Annotated in this window: 9 protein-coding genes and 1 pseudogene; 5 read left to right on the top strand and 5 right to left on the bottom strand. The window is 66.7% G+C overall.

Annotated elements, in window-relative coordinates:
* Positions 1-630: 630 nt before the first annotated feature.
* Positions 631-936: a hypothetical protein gene (locus DM816_RS00930; protein WP_117208093.1), complete on the bottom strand. Its 306-nt coding sequence runs from the start codon at positions 934-936 to the stop codon at positions 631-633.
* Positions 937-976: 40 nt separating this feature from the next.
* On the opposite strand from DM816_RS00930, the gene DM816_RS00925 reads away from it, so the two are divergent.
* A complete protein-coding gene (locus tag DM816_RS00925) occupies positions 977-3520 on the top strand; it encodes an NACHT domain-containing protein (protein ID WP_117208092.1) in 2544 nt (847 codons plus the stop codon).
* Between the two features lie 8 nt (positions 3521-3528).
* Positions 3529-4191, top strand: coding sequence for an NAD-dependent epimerase/dehydratase family protein (locus DM816_RS00920; protein WP_117208091.1), 663 nt, complete (start codon positions 3529-3531; stop codon positions 4189-4191).
* Here the strand turns inward: DM816_RS00920 and DM816_RS00915 are convergent.
* On the bottom strand, positions 4166-4582 hold the full coding sequence (locus tag DM816_RS00915) for a hypothetical protein (protein ID WP_162906971.1): 417 nt from the start codon (positions 4580-4582) through the stop codon (positions 4166-4168). The genes DM816_RS00920 and DM816_RS00915 overlap by 26 nt on opposite strands.
* A 30-nt stretch (positions 4583-4612) precedes the next feature.
* Positions 4613-14824, bottom strand: a complete 10212-nt coding sequence (locus DM816_RS00910) for a LamG-like jellyroll fold domain-containing protein (protein WP_162906970.1) — start codon at positions 14822-14824, stop codon at positions 4613-4615.
* 66 nt (positions 14825-14890) lie between these two features.
* On the opposite strand from DM816_RS00910, the gene DM816_RS00905 reads away from it, so the two are divergent.
* A complete protein-coding gene (locus DM816_RS00905; protein WP_246001397.1) occupies positions 14891-15640 on the top strand; it encodes an EI24 domain-containing protein in 750 nt (249 codons plus the stop codon).
* Between the two features lie 96 nt (positions 15641-15736).
* On the opposite strand, the pseudogene DM816_RS45110 reads toward DM816_RS00905, so the two are convergent.
* Positions 15737-16030 (bottom strand): annotated as a pseudogene (locus tag DM816_RS45110) (potassium channel family protein); the annotation flags it as partial.
* A gap of 222 nt (positions 16031-16252) precedes the next feature.
* Between DM816_RS45110 and DM816_RS00895 the strand changes: the two are divergent.
* Positions 16253-16504, top strand: a complete 252-nt coding sequence (locus DM816_RS00895) for an SCO4226 family nickel-binding protein (protein WP_117208087.1) — start codon at positions 16253-16255, stop codon at positions 16502-16504.
* A 358-nt stretch (positions 16505-16862) separates the two neighbouring features.
* A complete protein-coding gene (locus DM816_RS00890) occupies positions 16863-19904 on the top strand; it encodes a beta-L-arabinofuranosidase domain-containing protein (RefSeq protein WP_117208086.1) in 3042 nt (1013 codons plus the stop codon).
* Here the strand turns inward: DM816_RS00890 and DM816_RS00885 are convergent.
* Positions 19864-21066: a polysaccharide biosynthesis protein gene (locus DM816_RS00885; protein ID WP_162906969.1), complete on the bottom strand. Its 1203-nt coding sequence runs from the start codon at positions 21064-21066 to the stop codon at positions 19864-19866. The genes DM816_RS00890 and DM816_RS00885 overlap by 41 nt on opposite strands.
* Positions 21067-21082 lie beyond the last annotated feature (16 nt).

Below are 21082 nucleotides of genomic sequence, written 5' to 3'. Positions count from 1 at the left end.
CCGCACACTCACCACCGCCCGGCCCACCACCCCCGCACACAAAGCCAGACCTCGCGCTTCACCCCCCGCCAAGGTCGCCGCACACTCACCACCGCCCGGCCCACAACCCCCCGCACACAAGGCGGGACCGCGCTTCGCCGCCGTCGGCTTGCAAGGGACGACAGCGCATGCGATGCGGACACGCGCGCAGGGTCAAACTCTTCCCGTTACGCAGGTAAAAGCCGCCATTGCCTGCGAAGCGGCCATGTCGTCGCAGCGCTACATCTCTGCTCCGGCTACTCGGCGCAGAGATGTAGCACGCAACAACCCACCCTCCCCCGGCTATCCGGCGTTCCGCAGCCTTCCAAACGCCAGCGGCTCACGAAACGGCAGTGCGGCGATCGCGACACGCAGCGCGGCTCATCCAACCGGCAACTCGGGCCGCCCGGCGCCCAGCGGCAACACGGCTCGCCCGGCGGCAACACACGGCAGCGCAGCTCGCCCAGCGGCAACGCGGGCAACGCGGCTCGCCAAACGACGGCGAGGGATGGTTCTTCGACGGTGTTGGCGAGCGCTACGGTATTGGCGGTGGCTTCGGGCGGGCAGGTTTCACCGCGCGGCCGACCCGCAACTACGCGATCGACCGGCGCGTCAAGCACCCGCCCGGCAGAATCGGCACAGGTGTTCGAAGGCGTGGTTGGGCTCGTTGATCGGCCCCCGGCAGCGTGCGCAGTGCGGGCGGCCCTCCAGGATCGCGTTGAGCGCCCGCTCCCACTCGGCCTCGTCCGTCGCCCAGCCGTGGCCCTCGTGGCACTCCCAGTGTGGGTGATCCTCCGGCTCGATGCAGCCGGGCAGGATAAGCAGACCCTCCGCCTCGGCCTCAAGGGCGGACGGTGCCGGGAGTCCAAAAAGGACCGGTGTGCCAATGCTGCCGCAAGTGGGACACGATGGTGTCACTCTGTGAGAGTATCTCCCCCGGGCTTTGGGAGGAAGCGCGATGGGTGGGATCGAGGGGCCGGCGGTGCGCGCGGGCGGAAGCATCGCCGCGTTCCTGGGCAAACGGCTGTGGCGACGGATGCGCGTCAAGCAGTTACGGGAGTGGAGCACGCCCACCGTCCCGGCTGCGGTCGCCCGAGCTACGATCGATGAGCTGACGGAGAGTGAGGCCCGCGGGCTGGCGTCCTATCTCGACAGTCCCGACTTCGAGCAGCTCGCGGTACAGCTTGTGCTGCTGGACAAGCATTCCGGCGGCATCGGCGCGATGGTCCGCGAGGAGCTGCGGCACGGCCTGCGCCACGCCACCGGCGTCCCGCCTGACCGGCTCGTCGCCGTTACCGATCTGGTGTTCGATGCGCTATTGGTGGCGAGCCGCAGGGATGAGATCCGGCTCGACCCGATCGACGTGACCGTGAAGGCACACCTGGCCGCGGCCGCCGCCCGCAACGGCGAGCTGCTGGGCCGTATAAATTCCGTGAATGCCATTCACGAGAAGGCGGCGCAGTTGCGCGCTCAGGTGCGTGCCATGCACGGCGAGCTACGCGTGCCGCACACGGGCACGAGCCGCACCGTGCCCTGGCACCGCCTCTACGTCGAACCTCACATCAAGCGCGAACCCGGCATTCGCAACGTAATCCTCGGCAACCCCGGTGCGGGCAAGTCCACCTTCGCCACCAAACTCGCCCACGACACCGCCGGCACGGAAGTCACGCCTTTCCTTGTGGTGCTTCGGGATCTGCCGCAGTCCGCACTCGAACACCGGTTCGCAGAACACCTCGCCACCGTCGCCGCGTCACCTCACAACGTTGACATGCCAGTCGAATCGGTCGAATACCTTCTCCTCAACGGCCGCGCCATGGTGATCTGCGATGGCCTCGACGAGCTCACCGATGTAGGCCTGCGGCGACGGGTGGTCGACCTCATCGACGGCTTCGCCCACCTCTACCCCACGACCCCAATCGTCGTGACGTCGCGCAGGATCGGTTATCCCGAGGTGCCGTTGCGGACGACGCTCTTCCAGACCGCATCGATCGAACCGTTTGACGACGAACGGGTCGAGCGTTACGCCGCCAACTGGTTCGCCCTCGACGAGGCCCTGGCGGTGCACGAGCGCGACCGCATCTGCGAGGCCTTCATCGCCGAGAGCACAAGCATCCCCGACCTTCGGAGCAATCCCCTGTTGCTGGCACTCCTGTGCGGGATGTATTCGTCAGAGCAATACATCCCACGCAATCGCACCGAGGTGTATGAGAAGTGCGCCGTGATGCTCTTCGACCGCTGGGACTCCATGCGCGGGATCAGGATGCCGCTGGCGTTCCAGGGCTTCGTGCGCGGCGGGATTCAGGAGCTGGCCTGGCAGATGTTCGCCGTCGCCGAGAACGCGGAGATGCCGAAGCGCCAAGTGATGTCAATCGTGATCGAGTACCTGCGCGCCAAGGGATTCGACGAGGACGACGCACGCCGGGAGGCGACGGACTTTCTCGACTTCTGCGCCGGTCGGGCCTGGGTGCTCGCCGAGGTGGGCTCGACCGAGTCCGAGCCGATCTACGGCTTCGCCCACCGCACATTCATGGAGTTCTTCGCGGCAGAGCATCTGGTGCGCCACCACGCCAGCGCCGAGGATATCAGCGCGGTGATCCGGCCGCACGTGCAGCGCGGCGCGTGGGAGGAGGTGGCGCAGCTCGCGATCCAGCTCTTCGACCGCAATCGGGATGGTGGCGCCGAGCAGATCCTCGACCTGCTCCTCAAGCGGAGCGACGGTCCGCTGGTCGCTTTCGTGGCACGGGCAAGCGGCCATGTCCCGTTCTCCCCGGCATTCAGTGACCGGATAGTCGGCCTGGCAATTAATTCCGCACGAATGTCGTCATTGGACGAACGATTCGGGTTGGACATCTCGGACGAGCAGTGGGGCCAAGTCATCGGCAACGACGCGCCGTTGAGATCGCTGTTGAACGACAGCCTTGACGGGAACCTCCGCTATCTCGGCCGCGCCGTTGTCGGGCACCTTGGTAGTCTTGTAGCAGCTGGCGATAAGGTCGCTATGTTCCTGATCGGGAAACTGCTGAGCGGCCGTCGAGGTGAGCACTGGTGGCACGAAACTGAAGCACTGCGGCAGCACGCGGAGTATCGAGATTGGGTCGACCCCAAGTCCACGGCGGTACTGGACGACCCTCGATGCTTGTATCTGGTATGTTGCGCCTTCAATTTCCTGGAGCACCCTGCTGTCACGCGGCAGGATGATCACCCGTGGTGCCACGAGACGAGCGTCTGGCTCATGCGGCAACCTACGCCCTGGCTGCGGACGCGCGAAAAGCTGCCCACAGAGTTTGGCATGAGGTTTGTGGACGGCATCAGCGCCGAGCATCCGGTCCTTGCGCTGCCGTACTTGGAAGCAGCAGAGGCGTCGGGGGCCGAGCTTCCGAAGTTTGCGGAGCTTGTGGACAGCAGGCGGGCGGGGCGGCCGGTGGAAGGACTCGTGGTGCCCGTGGATTATCGGGAGTTTGTGGAGCGGTGGATTCGGCGGGAGTTTTCCGTGCTGGGATGATATAGGGCATGAAGGTGGTCGTGTTTGGTGCTACGGGCATGATCGGGCAGGGTGTGCTGCGGGAGTGTCTGGTGGACCCGCGGGTCACGGAGGTGCTCACGGTTGGGCGCAAGGCGACTGGGCAGGGGCATGCGAAGCTGCGTGAGATCGTGCCGGCCGACCTCTACGATCTGTCCACTGTGGAGGATCAGCTGACCGGGGTGAAGGCGTGTTTCTTTTGCCTGGGTGTGTCTTCGGCGGGCATGAGCGGGGCCGATTATCGGCGTGTGACCTATGAGCTGACGATTGCTGCGGCCAAGACGCTGGCCCGGCTGAATGCGGGGATGACGTTTGTCTACGTGTCGGGTGCGGGCACGGATGCCAACGGGCGCAGCATGTGGTCCCAGGTCAAGGGTAAGACCGAGAGCGACCTGTTGGCCATGGACCTCGACGGGTACATGTTCCGGCCAGGCTACATCCACCCGAGCCACGGCGAGAAGTCGCGCACGAGGCTTTATGCCGCACTGTATGTGGTGGCCAAACCGCTGTATCCGTTGCTGAAACGCCTCGCGCCCAACGCGGTGACCACGACTGAGGATATAGCGAGGGCGATGATCAACTTGGCTGTGTCCGGTACCGAGAAGAAGATTTTGCACCCTAAGGACATCAACTCGGCGGCGTTGCCTCTCTAGCGTGCGCGAGTCCGGCGACGGCCTCCCACAGCGCATCGGCGAGGGCCGCCTGCGCGGCGTCCTTGAGCTGGGCGCCCTCGGCGTTTTCGAGCTGCTTCCACGCTTCGTACACGAGCCGGGTCTGGTTCATCGGGACCTGGGCGAGCAGGGCGGCCTCCTTCGGATCGCCGCCCGACTCCTTGCGCTCGTCCAGGTACCACATCTGAAACAGCGAGTATTCGCTGATGAACCGGCCGAGCAGGACCCGATTCTCGTGGCTGAGATATTCGCACGAGAGCATGCGGATGGCGAGGTTGGCGTGCGGAAAGCGCGTGGGGCGGCGCAGTTCCTCGGGGGCCTCCCACTCGTCGGGGACATCGTCCAGCCACTCCCAGCCTTCGGGAAGCGACATCTTCACCTCGCCTCTCTGCCCAGTCGAACGCTAACCATGGTGTCTGATGAGCCAGCGTGTGGCCGCCGTGGTGCCGGTCGGGATGTCGACCCCACCCGCGCGCAACACATTGGCGCAGTAGGTGACGCAACTCTGGGTCCACAGATCGTAGGACGGATAGAGGCCTTTGGCCGTCTTGTCCATCATCACCTCAGCGTACGCCATCGCGGCCTGCGGATTGGGAACGTTGACCCGCACGTTGATGGTCGTGCTGGGCAGGTTGTCCGGGTCGAAGTGCTGCACACCGGCCCGTGGGTTCTGCGTGCTGCCGAACTGTTCCGTGCTCATCACCTCATCGCCGTCGCGCACGGTGATCGCCGCGTGCTTGGCCTTCGGGTCGAGGTGCACGACGGCCTCCCCGCCGCAATTGTGCACGAGGATCGGCGTATCGCCGGCGACAACATAATACGTGTGGATGTCGGCGACCGTGAGGTCACGCATCGTCTGCTGGCCGCTGTAGTTGCGGACCTGCACGACCCGGCTGCTGTTGCCCGCCTCGTCCACCAGCACGCTGCCGCCTGACCGCAGTTTGGCCGCGTCCACCCACGACTTTGCCGCCGTGTCCCAGAACGGGTGGTGCTGGGTCGTCTTGACAATCGTCGTCTTGCCGGTCTTGTCCGAACGGACGGTCAGGTCGGTCAATTCCTTGTCGAGGTTGATGTGCAGCGCGGTGACCGGCTTGGCCTCCGTGCGGCCGGTTCGCGGGTCGGTGGCCAGGACCCGGTCACCCAGCTTGATCTTCTCGATCGCCACCGTCTGCCCGTTGGCCATGAGCACGGGGGTCTTGGGATCGAAGCTGTGCCGGCACGGGACCGCCCGGCGGCTGAGCGCGTTGCGCAGCCCGCTCGCTGCGTTGCTCACCCCGCGAACGATGTTGCCCGCCTCCGACCGGGCCGCGTTGCCCGCCATCCGCAATGCCGCACGCCCGCCAGCGCCCGAAACCGCCGCGCGCACACCCGACCCGAGCGCCGCGCCGCCGACCGAGAACAGGCCGCCCGTGACCGCGCCGATGGTTCCTCCGATGAGCGCGTCCTTGACCAGATCCCAGCCACGGTGGCCCTGCATCGCGCCCGTGACAAGGGATCCGGCCGCCCCGGCGAGCGCACCGCACGCCACCGCCCCGACGCCGGTCCAGCCGATGGCCACACCGCAGCCGATGCCGACCACGGCCCCGACCACAAAGCCCGCGATCTCGGCCTTGTGTTCCTTGACCCACTTGGCGGTCTTCTTATAGGCGTCCTTGACCGTGTTGACGGTCCGCTTCACCACCCGCTTGGCCTTGCTGATGATCTTCTTCCCGGCCTGCTTGACGTGGTGGTAGGCACGCTTGAGTTTCTTCTTGACCTGATGGTATTTCTTGGCCACCCACTTCTTGGCGGCCTTGTACTTCTTCGTCACGTAACGCTTGGCCGCGTTGTACTTCTTCTTCACGTAACGCTTGGCCGCGTTGTATTTTTTCTTCGCCCACTTCTTCGCGGCGGTGTACGTCTTCTTGACGGACCGGACAAAGTTCTTGGCCTTCTTCTTGACGGCCTTCTTGACCTGCTTGTATTTCGTCTTCCCGTAGTTGTAGATCTGGCTGACCTTGCGTGACGCGGACTTGTAGACACTGGAGTTCTTGGTGCGATTCCACGCCTTCGACGCGGCCTTCTTGATCGCCTTGACGGGGTTCCAGCCCCAGTGGCCGGTCGGATCGGTCACCGTCACCGGGTTGCCGTCGCCGTACTGGTACCGATTGGCGTTGATGGAGTCCGGTATCGGGTCGTTGTTGGCGGTGTCGCGCGTGTCGAACTGGCCCGTGTTCGTGTTGTACCAGCGGGCGAACATGTTGACCCGCCCGGTGAACGCGTCGGTCCACTCCGACTGGTAGCCGAGGTTGCCCACCATGCCCGACGTGGCAAGGATCTTGCCCAGCGGGTCGTACGTGGTCGTGCCGGACAACGCGCTGGAGGAAGCCGTGAACTGGGCCACCACGTCCGTGTGCAGGTCGGTCCACGCCAACCGGTCGCCGACGCCGAGCAGCATGCCGGCCGGGTCGCGCGTGTAGAGCGCGTCGCCATCGGCGGCGAGGTGGTTGCCGAGGCCGGTGTAGGCGAACCCGGCGCGCATCACGCGGCCGAGCCCGTCATATGAGTAGTCGCGGTAGTTCTGCGCCGCGTTGTATTGCCGGGTCACCTGACCGAACGCATCGGCGAAGGTACCCATGACGACCGTGCCCTCGATCGTCTCCCGCAGCGTGCCACGGGCCGTATAGGTGTAGGCCGTGCCGTCACCCTCGTCGAGCAGGCGGTTGCGTTCGTCGTAGCGGAAGCTCAGCACCCCGTTGGTGAGCCGGTTTCCAGATTTGTCATAGGTGTACCCGGTCGAGTTCCACGAGGTCAGCCGGTCCGCCAGATCATAGGCGTAGGTGTTGCTCCCGGCGGCCGTCGTCTTCGAAATCAGGTTGCTGTTCGGATCCCACCCATACGCGATCTTCGCGATCGACGCGCCCGCCGGGGTCTTCAGTTCATCCGCTGTGATCCGGTGCAGAGCGTCGTAGGCGAACGTGCGCGAGTTGCCGTTGGTACCGTAGACAATCCTGTCCACAAGCGACGCGGCGTTGTAGTTGAGCGTCAGGTTGACCGCTCTGGCCACATTGGACACGGTCTTGAGCCGGCCCGCCGTGTCGTAGGTGTAGTTGGTGGTGCCCGCCGCGTCCACGCGCGAGGTCGTCTTGCCGTCCGCGTCATACGTGAACGACGAGTTGCCTGACGGCCCCGTCACCGACAGGATCAGGTCGCGATCGTCATACGTGATGGTGTTGCTGGACAGCGTCGTCAGACGCCCGCCGATGTCGTAGCCGAACTCCCGATCGGCGGTCGGGGCCTCGGCGCCCGTGCCCACCTGCCGGGTGAGGTTGCCGAGGCTGTCATACGTGTTCGTGATCCGTACTCCGCCCGGCAACACCTGCTGGCTGACCTGTCCCGTCGCGTCGTAGGCGTTGGTCCAGGTGCGGTCGGCCAGGTTCGGGTGCCGCGCGGTCGCCGGCTCGATCACCGACTCGGGCAGGTTCCAGCGGTTGTAGGTGGCCAGAAACGCGTTGCCACGCCCGTCGGTGAACCTGGTCCGGTTGCCCATCAGGTCGTACCCGAACGAAGTCACGATCGCGTCCGTGGCCGAAATCGGTTGGCGCGCCTGGACAACCACGCCTGTCGCGTCGTATGTGAAGGTGTTCTTCGTGCCACGCGCGTCCGTGGTCTCGATGACGTTGCCCGACGCGTCGTAGCGGTTGGACTCGGTCGTGACGAGCGCGCCCGCTGCCGTGTAGTTGCTGCGTGCCAACGGCCGGTCCGCGAGGTCGTAGGTGACCGTCGAATACGTGTTGTCCGGCAACTGCGTCTTGGTCACGCGACCCGCACCGTCGTACGTGTACCGCGTGACCCCACCGGCCCCGTCCGTGGACGTGAGCACCTCGTCGGCCGCGTTGTACGTGTACGACGTCGTCACCCCGGCGGGCGTGCGCACCTGCGCCAGCCGCCCGCCCGAGTCGTACGTGTACGTGGTCGTGTGCCCGCCACGGGTCGACGTGAGCCGCCGGTCCAGGTGGTCATAGGTGGCACTGGTCGTGTTGCCGTTGGCGTCCGTCACCGACAGCAGGTTCTCGCCCAGGTCGTAGGCGTAGGTCGAGACTCCCCCGTTGGGCGCGGTCTGCTTGACGAGCCGGCCCAGCGGGTCGTACTCGTACCGCGTGACGTTGCCCAGTTCGTCGGTCGCCTGGGTCAGGTGCCCGCGCGAGTCGTACTGGTTGCGCGAAACGGGCGTGATCGGCGTGCTCGAACCCGGAGGCGTGTACGTGGGCAGCGTCGTCGACGTCACCTGCCCGGCCGCGTCGTACCCGTACGTGGTCACGTTTCCGTTGGCGTCCTTGGTTTCCACGACCTCATCGAACGTGTTGTAGCCGACCGTCGTGGTTGGACGCGCGAGCACCGCCGGCCCGCCGCCGTTCTCGGTGTAAACGGCCGGGCCCAGGGTCACGACCGCGCGGCCCTCCTCGTCGTAGGAGTACTCCGTGACGTCGCCCATCGGGTCGGTCTCAGACAGCGGGAGGCCATCCTCGTCGAGCTTGTAGCACGTCCGGATGACCGGCTCGACCGTTCCTCCACTGTGGACGGTGGAGACCTCGGCCGTGGTGAGCGCCTTCTGGTACACCTGGACGTCGCTGATGCTGCCCTTCCAGTAATCGGTCTGGTTGCCGTGATACTTCAGGCGCCCGATCGTCAGCGGGCCGTATGAACTCCACGGCACGTGCGCGGCGTTGATGGCCTTCGTGGTCTGCAGCACACCGTTGACGTAGAGCCGCATCTGCTTTGCCGGGCCGTCATACACGGCGGCAACGTGCGTCCACGTGTTCAGCGGCGCCACCGAGGTAGACGTGGCATACGTGTTCGGCGAGGCGGCGTCGTCGTGGTTGTACATGACAAACGACCACTTGTCGCCCGCGATGCTGTCGAGCTTGAGATAGAACCCGCTCTCCGTCTTGCCCTGCTGGGCGACGACCGCCGCGTTGAGGTCGGCGTTGGTCGGATTGGCCCACGCCGCCACGGTGAAGCTGCGCGCCGTGTCGAGCACCGGCCCGGCCGTCGCCAGCGAGCTCGTCCCGTCGAGCACGGCGGCCGTGCGCGGCGACGTGGCCCAGCCGACGTTGCCGGTCGGGGTGAGCTTGTTGTTGCCGGCCGCGTCGGCGTTATTGGCCAGCCGCCACCGGCCGGTCGCCGACAGGGCCGCGCTCGGGTAAGCCGTCTGCGACAAAAGGTTTCCGGCGGCGTCGTAGAGATATTCCGTGTACCCGACAACCGCTCCCGCCGCATCCGTTTCGGTCGCGGTCAGCACCTCGTCGTCGGGCGAATACGTGTATGTCGTCGTCCGTTTGAGCCCGGCCGGATCGATCGTGACCGACGTCTGCCGCCCGCCCGCGTCGTAGGTGTAGGCCGTGGTCGTCGTGCCGTTGTCGTTGACCTCTTTGACGAGGTTGCCCGCGGCGTCGTAGAAGTTCTCCTCCACGACGAACGAGCTCGTGCCGTCGGTGCTGACCGCCTTGGCCACCAACCCGTTGTCGGTGTAGGTGTACAGGGTGGAGTGTCCCTGCGAGTCCGTCTCCGACGCGACCCGTCCGGCCGGGTCGTACACATTGGACGCCGTGGTCAGATTGAGCGCCACCACCTTGCTCGTGAGCAGGTTGCCCTCGGCGTCATAGGTGTTGACCACCTCGCTGCCGTCCGGCTCCGTCTCCTTCACCATGTTGCCGTATGCGTCGTATTCGTACCGCGTGATCCCGCCCGTGGCATCGGTCTCCGACGCAACCTGCCCGTAGGCGTTGTACGCGGTCGCAACCGTGCGCGGGGCGTCACCACCGGTCGAGTCACTCACGGTCTGCGAGGTGACCAGACCGTCCACGTTGTACACCGACGTCGTCACCGAGGTGTGGACGGCTCCGGTGACGCGGTTGGTCACGCTCGGCTCGGTCTGCGTGAGCACGCGGCCCATCGCGTCGTAGGTGAACCGGGTGGCGAGGCCGTTGGAGAAGGTGCTCGTGGTCTCGGTCTCGGTGAGGACCCGCCCGACCGCGTCGTAGGTGTACGTGGTCACCTTGCCGATCTCATCGACGGTGCGCACGACATCGCCGGCCGCGTTGTACTCCATCGTGTCCACGCCGCCGCCCGGCGAGGTCACCTTTACCGGCAGACCGTTGGTGTAGACGGTCTTTGTCGACCGTCCCAACGGCTCCACGACCTCGGTCTGGTTGCCCTGCGCGTCATAGGTGTACGTTGTCGTGTTGCCGAGCGCGTCGCGCATGCTGAGCATCACGTCGTTGCGCGGATCGGGCGTGAGCGTGGTCGACGTGGCGTCGGGATAGTAGGTGTAGTGCACCGACGAGCACTTGCGCGCCGACTGATCCTGGCACGTGATGGTCTGGAGCGTGTTGCCCCGCACGTCGCTGATCTCCTCGGTCAGCACGCCCAGCGGGTCGTAGGTCAGGCTGCTGTAGCCGCCCACGTCATAGCCGTATTTGGTGGTGTTGCCGAGTGCGTCCGTCTGCGCCACGATTCGATACCCATTGATGACGTCATACGAGTACGAGATCTCGCGCCCGCCGGGATCGACGACCCCGACGGTCGCGACCGGCATGACGACCCCCGCGACGCCGTCGGCCACCTTCGTGATGGCGACCGGCGCGGCCTGCCGCGACGCGACGTGTTGCGCCGCAACCTGTTCCGGCGACAGCACCGAGCCGAACGTCGCCACGTCGGCGATGTCGCCCTTCCAATAGTTGCCCGCGACGCCGTTGTAAACATCGCGCCCGAGCACGAGCGCGTTCGACGCCCGCCACTTGGTGCCGCCGACGGTCACGGTCTCCTGCAGCACGCCGTTGACGTAGAGCTTGAGTGCGCGTGAGGTCGCGTCGTAGGTGGTGATGAGATGGGTCCATGTGTTGAGTGCGGCGACCGCCGTCGACGAAACGCGGTTGCTTGCCGGGCCGTCGGTGTCGGAAAGGTACATGGTGGACTGCCACTTGTTGACGTCTTTGTTGTAGCCCAGCCAGAGCCCGGAGACGCGGTTGCCCAGCACCGACACGGCGCGCTGATGCCTGGTGTTGTCGGCCAGTTTGACCCACGCCGAGATGCTGAAGTTCTTGGTGGTGTCCAATGTGGGCGCCGCGTTGGTGACCACGGAGCTCGTGCCGTTGAACGAGGCCGCCTTGGCATCCGCGAACGGACCGGGCACGCCCAGGGTGACGCTGTCGTTGTAGGACGCTGTGCCGCCCGCGACCTCGTTCACCGCCTCGGCGTCACCGGGCACATCGGACAGTCGCCAATAGTCCAGCGGCTTGCCGCCGAGCACGGACGCCGCGTAGACGCCGCTGTTGCCCTCCACCTTGGTGGGCCGCATCGTCCACACGCCACCGTTTTCGTCGGTGACGGTTTCGACCCGGCCGGTCTTCATGTCATAGGCGACGGCCGCCGACACGCCACCCGACGGGCGGGTGATCTTCGTCAGCGCCGAGCGGGGCCACTTGCCCACGTTGTGCAGGTCGGCGACGGCGGAGGCGGAAAGCGCCTGTGCGAAGAACGCGGCGTCCGACATCTGCCCGGTAAAGCCCTTGCCCAGATAGGCGTGCGGCATGTCGGCGGCGGCCAGGCCCTTGTTGAGCGTGCCGACGCGCACGCCGTCGAGGTAGAGCGACTGCGTGCCGGCGCCCGCGGTGAGCACGGCGTGGTGCCATTGGCCGTCGTTGACGGGCGCGGGCGAGACCATGGGCTCCACGGTGCCGGTCCAGAAGTGGCCTTGCAGTTTGCCGTCCGAGCCCACCTGCAGGATCGGGTGCGACGCCGTGCCGTCGGTGTTTTGCGTGCTGACGAGCACGCCATTGGCGGTCGTCTTGAACCACAGCGCGATCGACTGGTTGGGCCCGTCGGTGATGAGCTTGCTGGGCAGGCGCACGTGCGAGGTCGTGCCGTTGAAGCCGGCAGATGAGGACGTCGAGTGTTCGAGCGCGGGCGGCTGGCCCAGCGCCACGTCATTGAACACGCCGTTGTCCACTCCGGAGTGCTGGAGCGTGCCGCTGCGCGCAATCGACTCGGTTGGCGGTTCGTTCAGCCGCCAGTAGGAGTACGGCCCGAGATTGTGCATCGCGTTGGCGTACTGAGAAATCCATGTATAGGAATAGTGTGTGCAGGCGTTGGTCGGGTCGCACACCTTGGTGAGGTTGCCGGTCGTGTCGTAGGTGTATTGCCACGTCTCGTTCAGGTCGTTGTGCACGGACGCGACGCGGGAACCGCTCCACGTGACGTGCAGCGAGCGTCCGGAGGCCGACTGGATGCGGGTCGCCTGCCCGTTGGCGTCGTAGGTGAACGTGAGCGCGCGCCCGTTGGCGTCGGTGATGGACGCGATCTTCCCCTGTGTGAAGCGGTAGACGGTCGCGTCCTTGTCGGTCAGCGTGTAGGTCCCGCCGAGCGTGGCGAAACGTCCTTGTGGTGCGACAAAAGTCCCGTTGGCCTCGCGTCCGAACGCGACCTCCGCACCGTCGGGATAGGTCACCTTGACCGTGTCGCCCTCGTCCACGGCGCGCATGTCCAGCAGGGTCGACCAGCTGCGGCCGAAGGCGCCGCCGGTGCGCAGGTCCAGGCTGTTGTAGCTGCGCACGAGTTCGAGCTCGGGCCCGTTGGTCGCGACCTGCGCGTCGGTGGCCGACGTGGTGTAGTTGCCGATGCTCGGGTCGAAGCCCTTGTTGGCGTTTTGGGCCAAGCGGCTCGTCAATTGAGGCTGCGGCACGGGAGTCGCGAACGCGTAAGCCGGATAGACGGCGCTGTAACTCGACCGGTCGCCGATCTGGACGGTGTAGAGATAAGACTTGCCCCAATTGAGTTTTCCAGCCGGTACCGTCCACACCCCACTGTCGACGGGTCCACTTGAGACGATGAGCGTCTGCCCGGTCTCGTTGTACACATTGAATTGGTATTGCAGGCCACGATCCGGCCAGCGGTCGGGGTCGTGGCCACGCGCGACGAGGGTCGGCGTGAGCGTGGTGGCCGCGAAGTTGTTGGTCGGGTAGCGCATGGTGATCTGGGGCGCGACGTTGGCCGTGTAGGTGAGTTCGAGGTACGGCTTGTACTGCCCGCTGGAGTAGTTGGCGCTCGTGAAGCGCTTCCACGCGTAGTTGTCGGTCTCGGACGCGGTGAGCGCGATGCCGAAGTTGGAGGCGGTGCCGCGGGCCCACGCGTCAAACGTGGCCACGTTGAGCGGGACCGTCACCCAGCGCCCGACACTGCGGTTGCCCGCCGAGTTGGTGCACGCCACGCTGTAGTCGGTGGTGTTGAGGGTGCCGATGGGCGTGCTGCCGATGGACGGGCCGGGATAGCTGCCCGCGTCCAGTCCGGCCACCGTCCACGACTGATTCACGGCGTGCACGTTGAACGGACGGTAGTTGCCGCACGAGTAGGTCCAGGTCAGAAAGAGTTTGAGCTTGACGTCGCTGAGCTTGCGCGCCGAGAAGCCCGCGGTGTCGAAGGCGATGAACGAGCGGGTCTTGGTCGCGCCGCCGTCCCACGTGCCCACCGGGAGGTTGTCGCCGTTGTGGTCGGGGCCGGAGGCGTTGTTGTCCACGAACACGTCGCCGGTGGTGCCGGTGGTCGCGGTCGGGTCGACCCGGACGGGATACACCCGTTTCGGATCCTTGAGCCAGTTCGGGTCGGCCGTGACCTTCAGGCTGCCGTCGACGAGCTCGTAGCGCAGGTTGGTCGACTCCTCGTGCCCGCCGTGCCGGGGGTCCACTTTGGAGTCCTGCATGTACCCGGGTGGGAACCACGCCTTCGGCGTGCCGGACGCGTCGACGAACTCGACCCCGCCGTAGGAGTCGATGCGCGGCGTCAAGCCCTTGGTGCGCAAGGGGAACGTCCACTCGTGCGCGGCCTCGGGTGAGCGCAGGATCAGGGTTTCCTTCAGGCCCGTGCCGTTGGCGACCAGTTCGAGATCGGTGTGCGGCAGGATGTTCGGGTAGAGCGCGGTGGACCCGTCCACGATGGCGTCGGCGCGGTGCGCGCCGAGCAGGTCGTATTCCACGTGCTCGCCGGTGGGCAGGGTCAGCGTGGCCAGGGGTTTGTCTGCGCGCGGGCCGACGCTCACGCCGAGCGAGTTTGCGGCCATGTGCCAGCGCCCGTCGGCGCGCTGCACGAGGCGGGTGTCGATCGGGTACCAGGCGCCGTTTTTCGCACGATAGTTGGTGGCCCCGCCCGAGATGCGCTGCGTCGTCGAACCGTCGGCGTTTTCGAACACGTCGGTGCGCGCGCCGGCATGGGACCGCACACTGGTCGCGGCGTCGAAGCCCTGCGGGACCCCGCCCGCGCGGCCGGGGCGGATGTCGGGGTCGTGCGGCGCGTAGGGCTTGAGCCCGTCGGGCACGCGCTGCGGCGCGCTGCCCTCGCCTCGGTTGGCCCGCGTGACCCCACCGTCCACGTAGTGTCCACTGTAGACAGGGCGGCCGCGTGCCTGGGTCGGAGCGCGCTCGCCGGTGAACGCCCACGCCGCCGAGGAGGTCCAGCTCCACAGCCACGACAGCGGGAACTTCGGCCCGTTGGTGGGCAGCACACCGGGTACCGCCAAAGTCAGTGTGAAGGCAATAGCCACAGCGACCGCTACGCGGCGAAGGATTTTTTCACGGCGAGGCATGGCGGCACGATACCGGAATTATCAACGCATGACTATATGTATCAAGGACCGGTAAATTCCTCCTCCATGAGGGAGTTCTTCGCGGGCGTCAAGTTGCTCGGCCAGGGCATGCGGGCGGTGGGCCGCAGCCCGCGGCTGATCCTGCTCGGGATGATCCCTGCGGTGCTGAGCGTGCTGCTGTTCACCGGTCTGTACACATTGCTGATCACGTTCTACGGCGACGTGGTCGACGCGGCGACCTGGTACGCGCAGGATTGGGAGTCGGCATTCTGGCGCGCCACTGTCGAAATCGTCACAGGCGTCGCGATCGCGGGCGTAGCGGTCCTGCTCACGCTGGTGTCCTTCACGGCGATCACGCTGCTGATCGGCGACCCGTTCTACGAGAAGATCTCGGAGATGGTCGAGGACCGGCTCGGTGGCGTGCCGGGCGCGGTCGACACGCCCTGGTGGCGATCGCTGCCCCGCAGCATCGTCGACTCGCTGCGCCTTGTGCTGCTCACCCTGCTCATCGCGATCCCGCTGCTGCTGCTCGGCCTGATCCCGGTCGTCGGCCAGATCATCGGGCCCATCCTGGGCGGCGCGGTCGGCGGCTGGTTCCTGGCGGTCGAGCTGGTCGGGATCCCGTTCTACCGGCGCGGCCTGCGCCTGCGCGACCGTCGGCGGATGCTGCGCCAGCACCGTCCGGTTGCGCTAGGGTTCGGCGTGGCGGTCTTCCTGTGCTTCCTCATCCCGCTCGGCACGATCCTGGTCATGCCCGCGGCGGTCGCGGGCGGGACGCTGCTCACCCGCCGGGTGTTCGGCCAGCCGCTGCAATAGCCCGCGGATCTCGCGCAGGCTCGTCTTGATCTCCTCCTGCTCCTCATGCTTGAACGCGTCGTTGTCGACGATCAGCTTGCTGGCGAAATGCGCGGTGATCAGCGGGATCACCAGCAGCACCATCACCGAGATCAGCACACCGGCCAGGACCCGCCCCTGCCACGTGCTCGGATACGTGTCCCCATAACCCACCGTCGACGCGGTCACCACCGCCCACCACACCGCGTCGCCGAGGTTCACGTCTTTTTCAGGCGGATTATCTTCGAAGTACCAGTAAAGTAGCCCAAAAATCACAATCATGCTCAAATAGCAGGTGATCAACGACCGCGGCGAGTTGGCCACGATCTTCAACCCCTGCCCGATCCACCGAAACACAGCCACGTGCCCCATCATGGCCAGCCCACGCCACTCGCGCGCCCGGTCAAACGGCCACTATCCCCGCGGTTGCACAGGTGGCAGCCCAGGCGGCGGCGATCCGTCCCGCCCGGCGTAGGTGTCTTAACAGGCCGAATCCATCATTATCAGTCTATTTCTACTGCTGAGTGCGGCTGAGTGCGGGATGCTCAGGGGTGGACAGCTATGCCTTGAGCAGATCTCTTTTGGGGGGCAGCGATGCCGACGTTCATGGACGTTCACGAGGGCTTCGTGGGGGCGACGGCGCAGGACCTGCAGGCCGCCCACGATGCCGACCTTCGGATTGAAGGCGAAGAAGGGGTGCACTTCGAGCGGGCGTGGCTGGATCCGGTGTCCGGCAAGGCCTGGTGCATCTCCCACGGGCCGAGCAAAGAGGCCGTCATGCGGGTGCACGAGCGGGCCGGACATCCGACCGCCGAGGTCTACGAGGTGCCGATCGAGGTCAGTTGACCGGTATGGCCCGGGTCGCCGGGACCCTCAACAGGGCCCATTCAGGCGACCCGGCCTTCATCCGGCCCGCCACGCTGGTTCCGGGCGGCGGTGGTCGCTGGGCCGCGTGCCGCGCAGCCGCTTGAACGCCACGCTCAGCGCGAAGGCGCCAACTCGTCGCGGGCTCGTGCAGAGCGAACCCCTGATGAACTCCCAAGCCGCGAAGGCAGCATCGGTCGGGGCACTTGTCGAAGGCCAGGAAGAGGCATACGCTTCGCGTTAGATCGATCTCTATCTAAACCCCCGTGGTACGGACCGGGCCCGCACCGCACTCCCCACGAACAAGAAAGATCTTGGGCATGGTGCGCTGGAGAACCCGATGAAACGACGTGACTTCCTTCGCGCCTCCGCTGCGGGCGCGGCCGCTGCGGCGGCGACCGATACCCTTGCGCGGGTGCCGGGACAAGCAGCAGAAGCATCTCTTCCGCCCTATGTGGGCGCGGGCAGCAACACGGCGATCCTGCCGTTTCCGTTGCAGGACGTGAGATTGGGCGCCGGGCTGTTCCTGGAGAAGCGGGACCGGATGCTCAATTTCGCCCGTCAGTACGACCATCGCCGGTTCCTCGTGCTGTTCAACAACCAGGCTGGCCGGCCGAATCCACCGGGGGTCACCCCACCCGGCGGCTGGGAGGACGGTGGCCTGCTCAGCGGACATTACGCGGGGCACTACCTGACCCTGCTGGCGCAAAGCCACGCGAGCACCGGCGAGCAGGTCTTCCAGGACAAGCTGGACTTCATGGTCGCGGAGCTCGCCGCGTGCCAGGAGGCGATCACCGCGCGCATGGAGAGCGGTGGCGGCGGGGGCGGCCCAAGCACGCCGCCGCCGATCGGCCGGGTCGCCGGCAGGTTCGGCAACGCGTTGCGGCTCAACGGGCCCAGCACGGCCAACCACGTCCGGCTGCCGCAGGAGGTCGGTGCCCAGCTATCGGACTTCACCATCGCCGCGTGGGTCAACCCGGCGGCAACGACCCAGTGGAGCCGCATCTTCGATTTCGGCACGGGCACCGCGGCCAACATGTTCCTGACCGTCAATGCGGGGTCCGGGCCGCGTTTCGCCATCACCACCAGCGGTTCGCAGGGCGAGCAGCGCATCAACGTGCCGGGGCAGCTTCCGCTCAACCAGTGGACCCACGTCGCGGTGACGCTCTCGGCGGGCACCGGCACGGTTTACCTCAACGGGCAGGTCGCGGCCAACAACACCGGCATCACGCTCACTCCGGCGCAGATCGGGCCGGGCAACAACTGGGTCGGCCGCTCCCAATACAACGACCCGGCCCTGAACGCCGCGGTCGACGAGTTCCACGTGTTCAACCGGGCCCTCACCCCGGCCGAGGTGGCCTCGCTGCTCGAATCGCCCGAGGGCACGACCGGCGGCGGCAACATCGCGTGGTACCGCTTCGACGAGCAGGGTGGCACGGCGGCCACCGATTCCTCGGGCAACAACCGGGGCGCGGGCATCGTGCCGGTCCAGTCCGGTGGTGCCGCCGGCTGGATCCCGACCCACCCCGGTTATCTGGGCGCCTATCCCGAGGATGCCGTGCTTCGCCTCGGCCCGCCCCGTTTTGCCGTGTATGGCGGCAACCCCGACACCAACACGTGGGCACCGTGGTACACGCAGCACAAGATCATGCGCGGGCTGCTCGACGCCTACACCCTCACCGGCAACCAACTCGCCTTCGACGTGGTCGTGAAGATGGCCGACTGGGCGCACCTCGCGCTCACCCTCGGCGACATGAACCACCCCGACTATCCGGGGCCGATCACCCGCGATGACCTGAACTACATGTGGGATCTGTATATCGGGGGCGAGTTCGGCGGCGCGAACGAGGTGTTCCCCGAGATTTACGCGCTCACCGGCGACGAGAAGCACCTGCGCACCGCGAAGCTGTTCGACAACCGGGAGTCCCTGTTCGACGCCTGCGTGCGCAATCGCGACATCCTCGTGACCACCGCGCAGACCCGCCCGGGGCGGCGCCGCCCGGCCGTGCTCCACGCCAACACGCACGTGCCGCAGTTCACCGGCTATCTCCGGATTTTCGAGCAGACCGGCGAGGCCGACTACCACCTGGCCGCGGCCAACTTCTATCGAATGATCATCCCCGAGCGGATGTACGCCCACGGCGGTACCGGATCGCAGTTCCTTCCCTTGACGCCAGGCGCGGCGGGCAACAACAACTCGGAGCTGTTCCAACCGCGGCGCGACATCGCCCGCAATCTGCTTGGCGGCCAGTACGTTTCGGGCACGCAGACGGTCACGATCACGGGCACCGGCGCGGAGTCGTGCACCACCTATAACCTGCTCAAGCTGGCCCGCAACCTGTTCTTCCACGACCCCGATCCGTCCTATATGGACTATTACGAGCGCGGGCTGACCAACCACATCCTGGGCTCCCGGCAGGACGCCAACAGCGCGACCTCCCCGCAGGTCACCTACTTCCTGCCGGTGTTCGCGGGAGCCGACCGCGGCTACGGCAACACGGGCACCTGCTGCGGCGGCACCGGTCTGGAGAACCACACCAAACACCAGGAGACGGTCTACTTCCGTTCCGCCGACGGCTCGACGCTTTGGGTCAACCTCTACCTCGCCTCCACGCTGTCGTGGCCCGAGCGGGGCTTGACCATCGAGCAGGCGACGGACTTTCCGCGCAGCGAGTCGAGCACGCTGACGTTCACCGGCGCAAGCGGGCCGCTGACCCTCAAACTCCGCGTGCCGGCGTGGGCCTCACACGGGTACCGGATAAAAATCAACGGCTTGGACCAGGAGGCCGACGCCATCCCCGGCAGCTATCTCACCCTCCACCGGGATTGGCACACCGGCGACACCGTCGAAATCGCGATGCCGTTCCCCCTGCGGGTGGAACGGGCGCTCGACGACCCGTCGGTCCAGTCGCTGTTCCACGGGCCGGTGCTGCTGCCGGTGCTCGGCGCGCCGATCGGCAGCCCACCGGACCGCCGGTTCGTGCGGCTGTCGTTGTATCGGCACCTCAAGCTCGACGGCGACCTGTCGCGTGCGGCCACACCGACCGGGCAGCCCAGCCATTTCACGATCGGCACCCACACCGTGCGGCCGCTCTACCTCGGCGACACGCAGCCCCAGCACTGCTACTTCAAGCGCGATGAACCCGAGGTCGTGTTCGGCTCCATCACCGCGGGCGTGCCCAACGATGCGACCCCCGACGACCAGGGGTTCACCGTGCTCGACCGCATCTGGGACGCCGCCCCGTTCGCCAACCACGGCCTGTTCGTGCGGCGGGTCGAGGAGGTGACCGCGCAATGGCTGAGCACGGGCCGTCACACCCGCGCCCAGCGCCAAGCGATCCTTACTGCGGCGGCACGGGCTGAGCAGGAGCTGCGGCCCTAGCCCGGTTCATGAGGACCATCGTCGCGGCGAGCACGAGCGTCGCGACGATGAGGGCCGTGCTCACGATGCCGGTGATGGTCGCCGGTGCCACGAACAGCACGCCCGCCACGAACGCGATGAATCCCACCCACAGCGGCGCGGCCGGCGCGGTCGCGCCGCTGGCCAGCTGCGAGTTGGTGAGCACGAGGACCAGCGCGTAAACCGAGCCGATGGCCGCGAACCAGGGCGCGTAGCCGGCCAGGTGCTCGTATGCCGGGCCGCCCGCCAGCCGCAGCGCCAGCGGTCCAAACAGGACACTGGCCACCACGAGGATCCCGCCGACGGCTGCCACCCCGCCCCCGGCCAGGAGGCGAGAACCGCGCACGTTGCGGGCGAAGAACGGCAGGGCCACGATGGCGAACATCTGCGGTGCCCAGATCGCGCCCTTGGTGAGCACGGACAGCACCGCATATTCACCCGATGCCTGCCCCGTCAGCAGATAGCGCGCCGCGATCAAATCCGCATATGACAGCAGGAAGAAGGCCAGCGTCGCGCTCGTGGCCGCCCACACGGCCCGGATCAGCCCGGGAGTCGGCGCTGACGGGGCCGTCAGCCGCAGCAGCGGGGCGATCGCCAGCGCCGCGATGACGACACCGAGCAGGAGCATGTTGGTCAGGCTCATCCCGGCGATCAGCCCGATGATGATGCCACCCGTGCGGGCCAGGCCGATCAGCGCGAGCCCGACGGCAACTCCGCCGAACTTCAGGTTGCCCTGCAGCACACCGATCCGGCCGAACCCCACGATGACCAGCCCGGCGATCAGCGCGGTCAGGGGGACCGCCTGCCACGGCAGGCTCAGCGCGCTCGCCAGCACGGGCGTCAGCGGCAGCAGCGGGAGCACGGTCAGGGCGGCGACCACGGTCGTGAGCCGGCCGATCCGGTCGACCGCGCCGTGCTTGGCGACGGCGACGGCGATCGCGATCTGCAGGCCCAGGCCCGGCACCGCGACGATGGAGAGGATCGCCATGATGGAGGCCACGGCGCCGACGTCGGCCGCCTCCATGGTTCGCGCCGCGAGCAGCGGCACCAGATATCCGAGCAGGTTGGCCACTGCCGAGGCGACACTGACGGCGGCGCCCGCACGGCCGAGCGCGCCCATGGTGGGGGTTGTGGAGGTAGTCATCTCGTGTGCCAGACTA

Origin of the sequence: Allorhizocola rhizosphaerae, assembly GCF_003426775.1 — a bacterium.
Lineage (GTDB): Bacteria > Actinomycetota > Actinomycetes > Mycobacteriales > Micromonosporaceae > Allorhizocola > Allorhizocola rhizosphaerae.
Note: the sequence above shows the minus strand (reverse complement) of the source record. Positions and strands in the feature narration are given on the sequence as shown.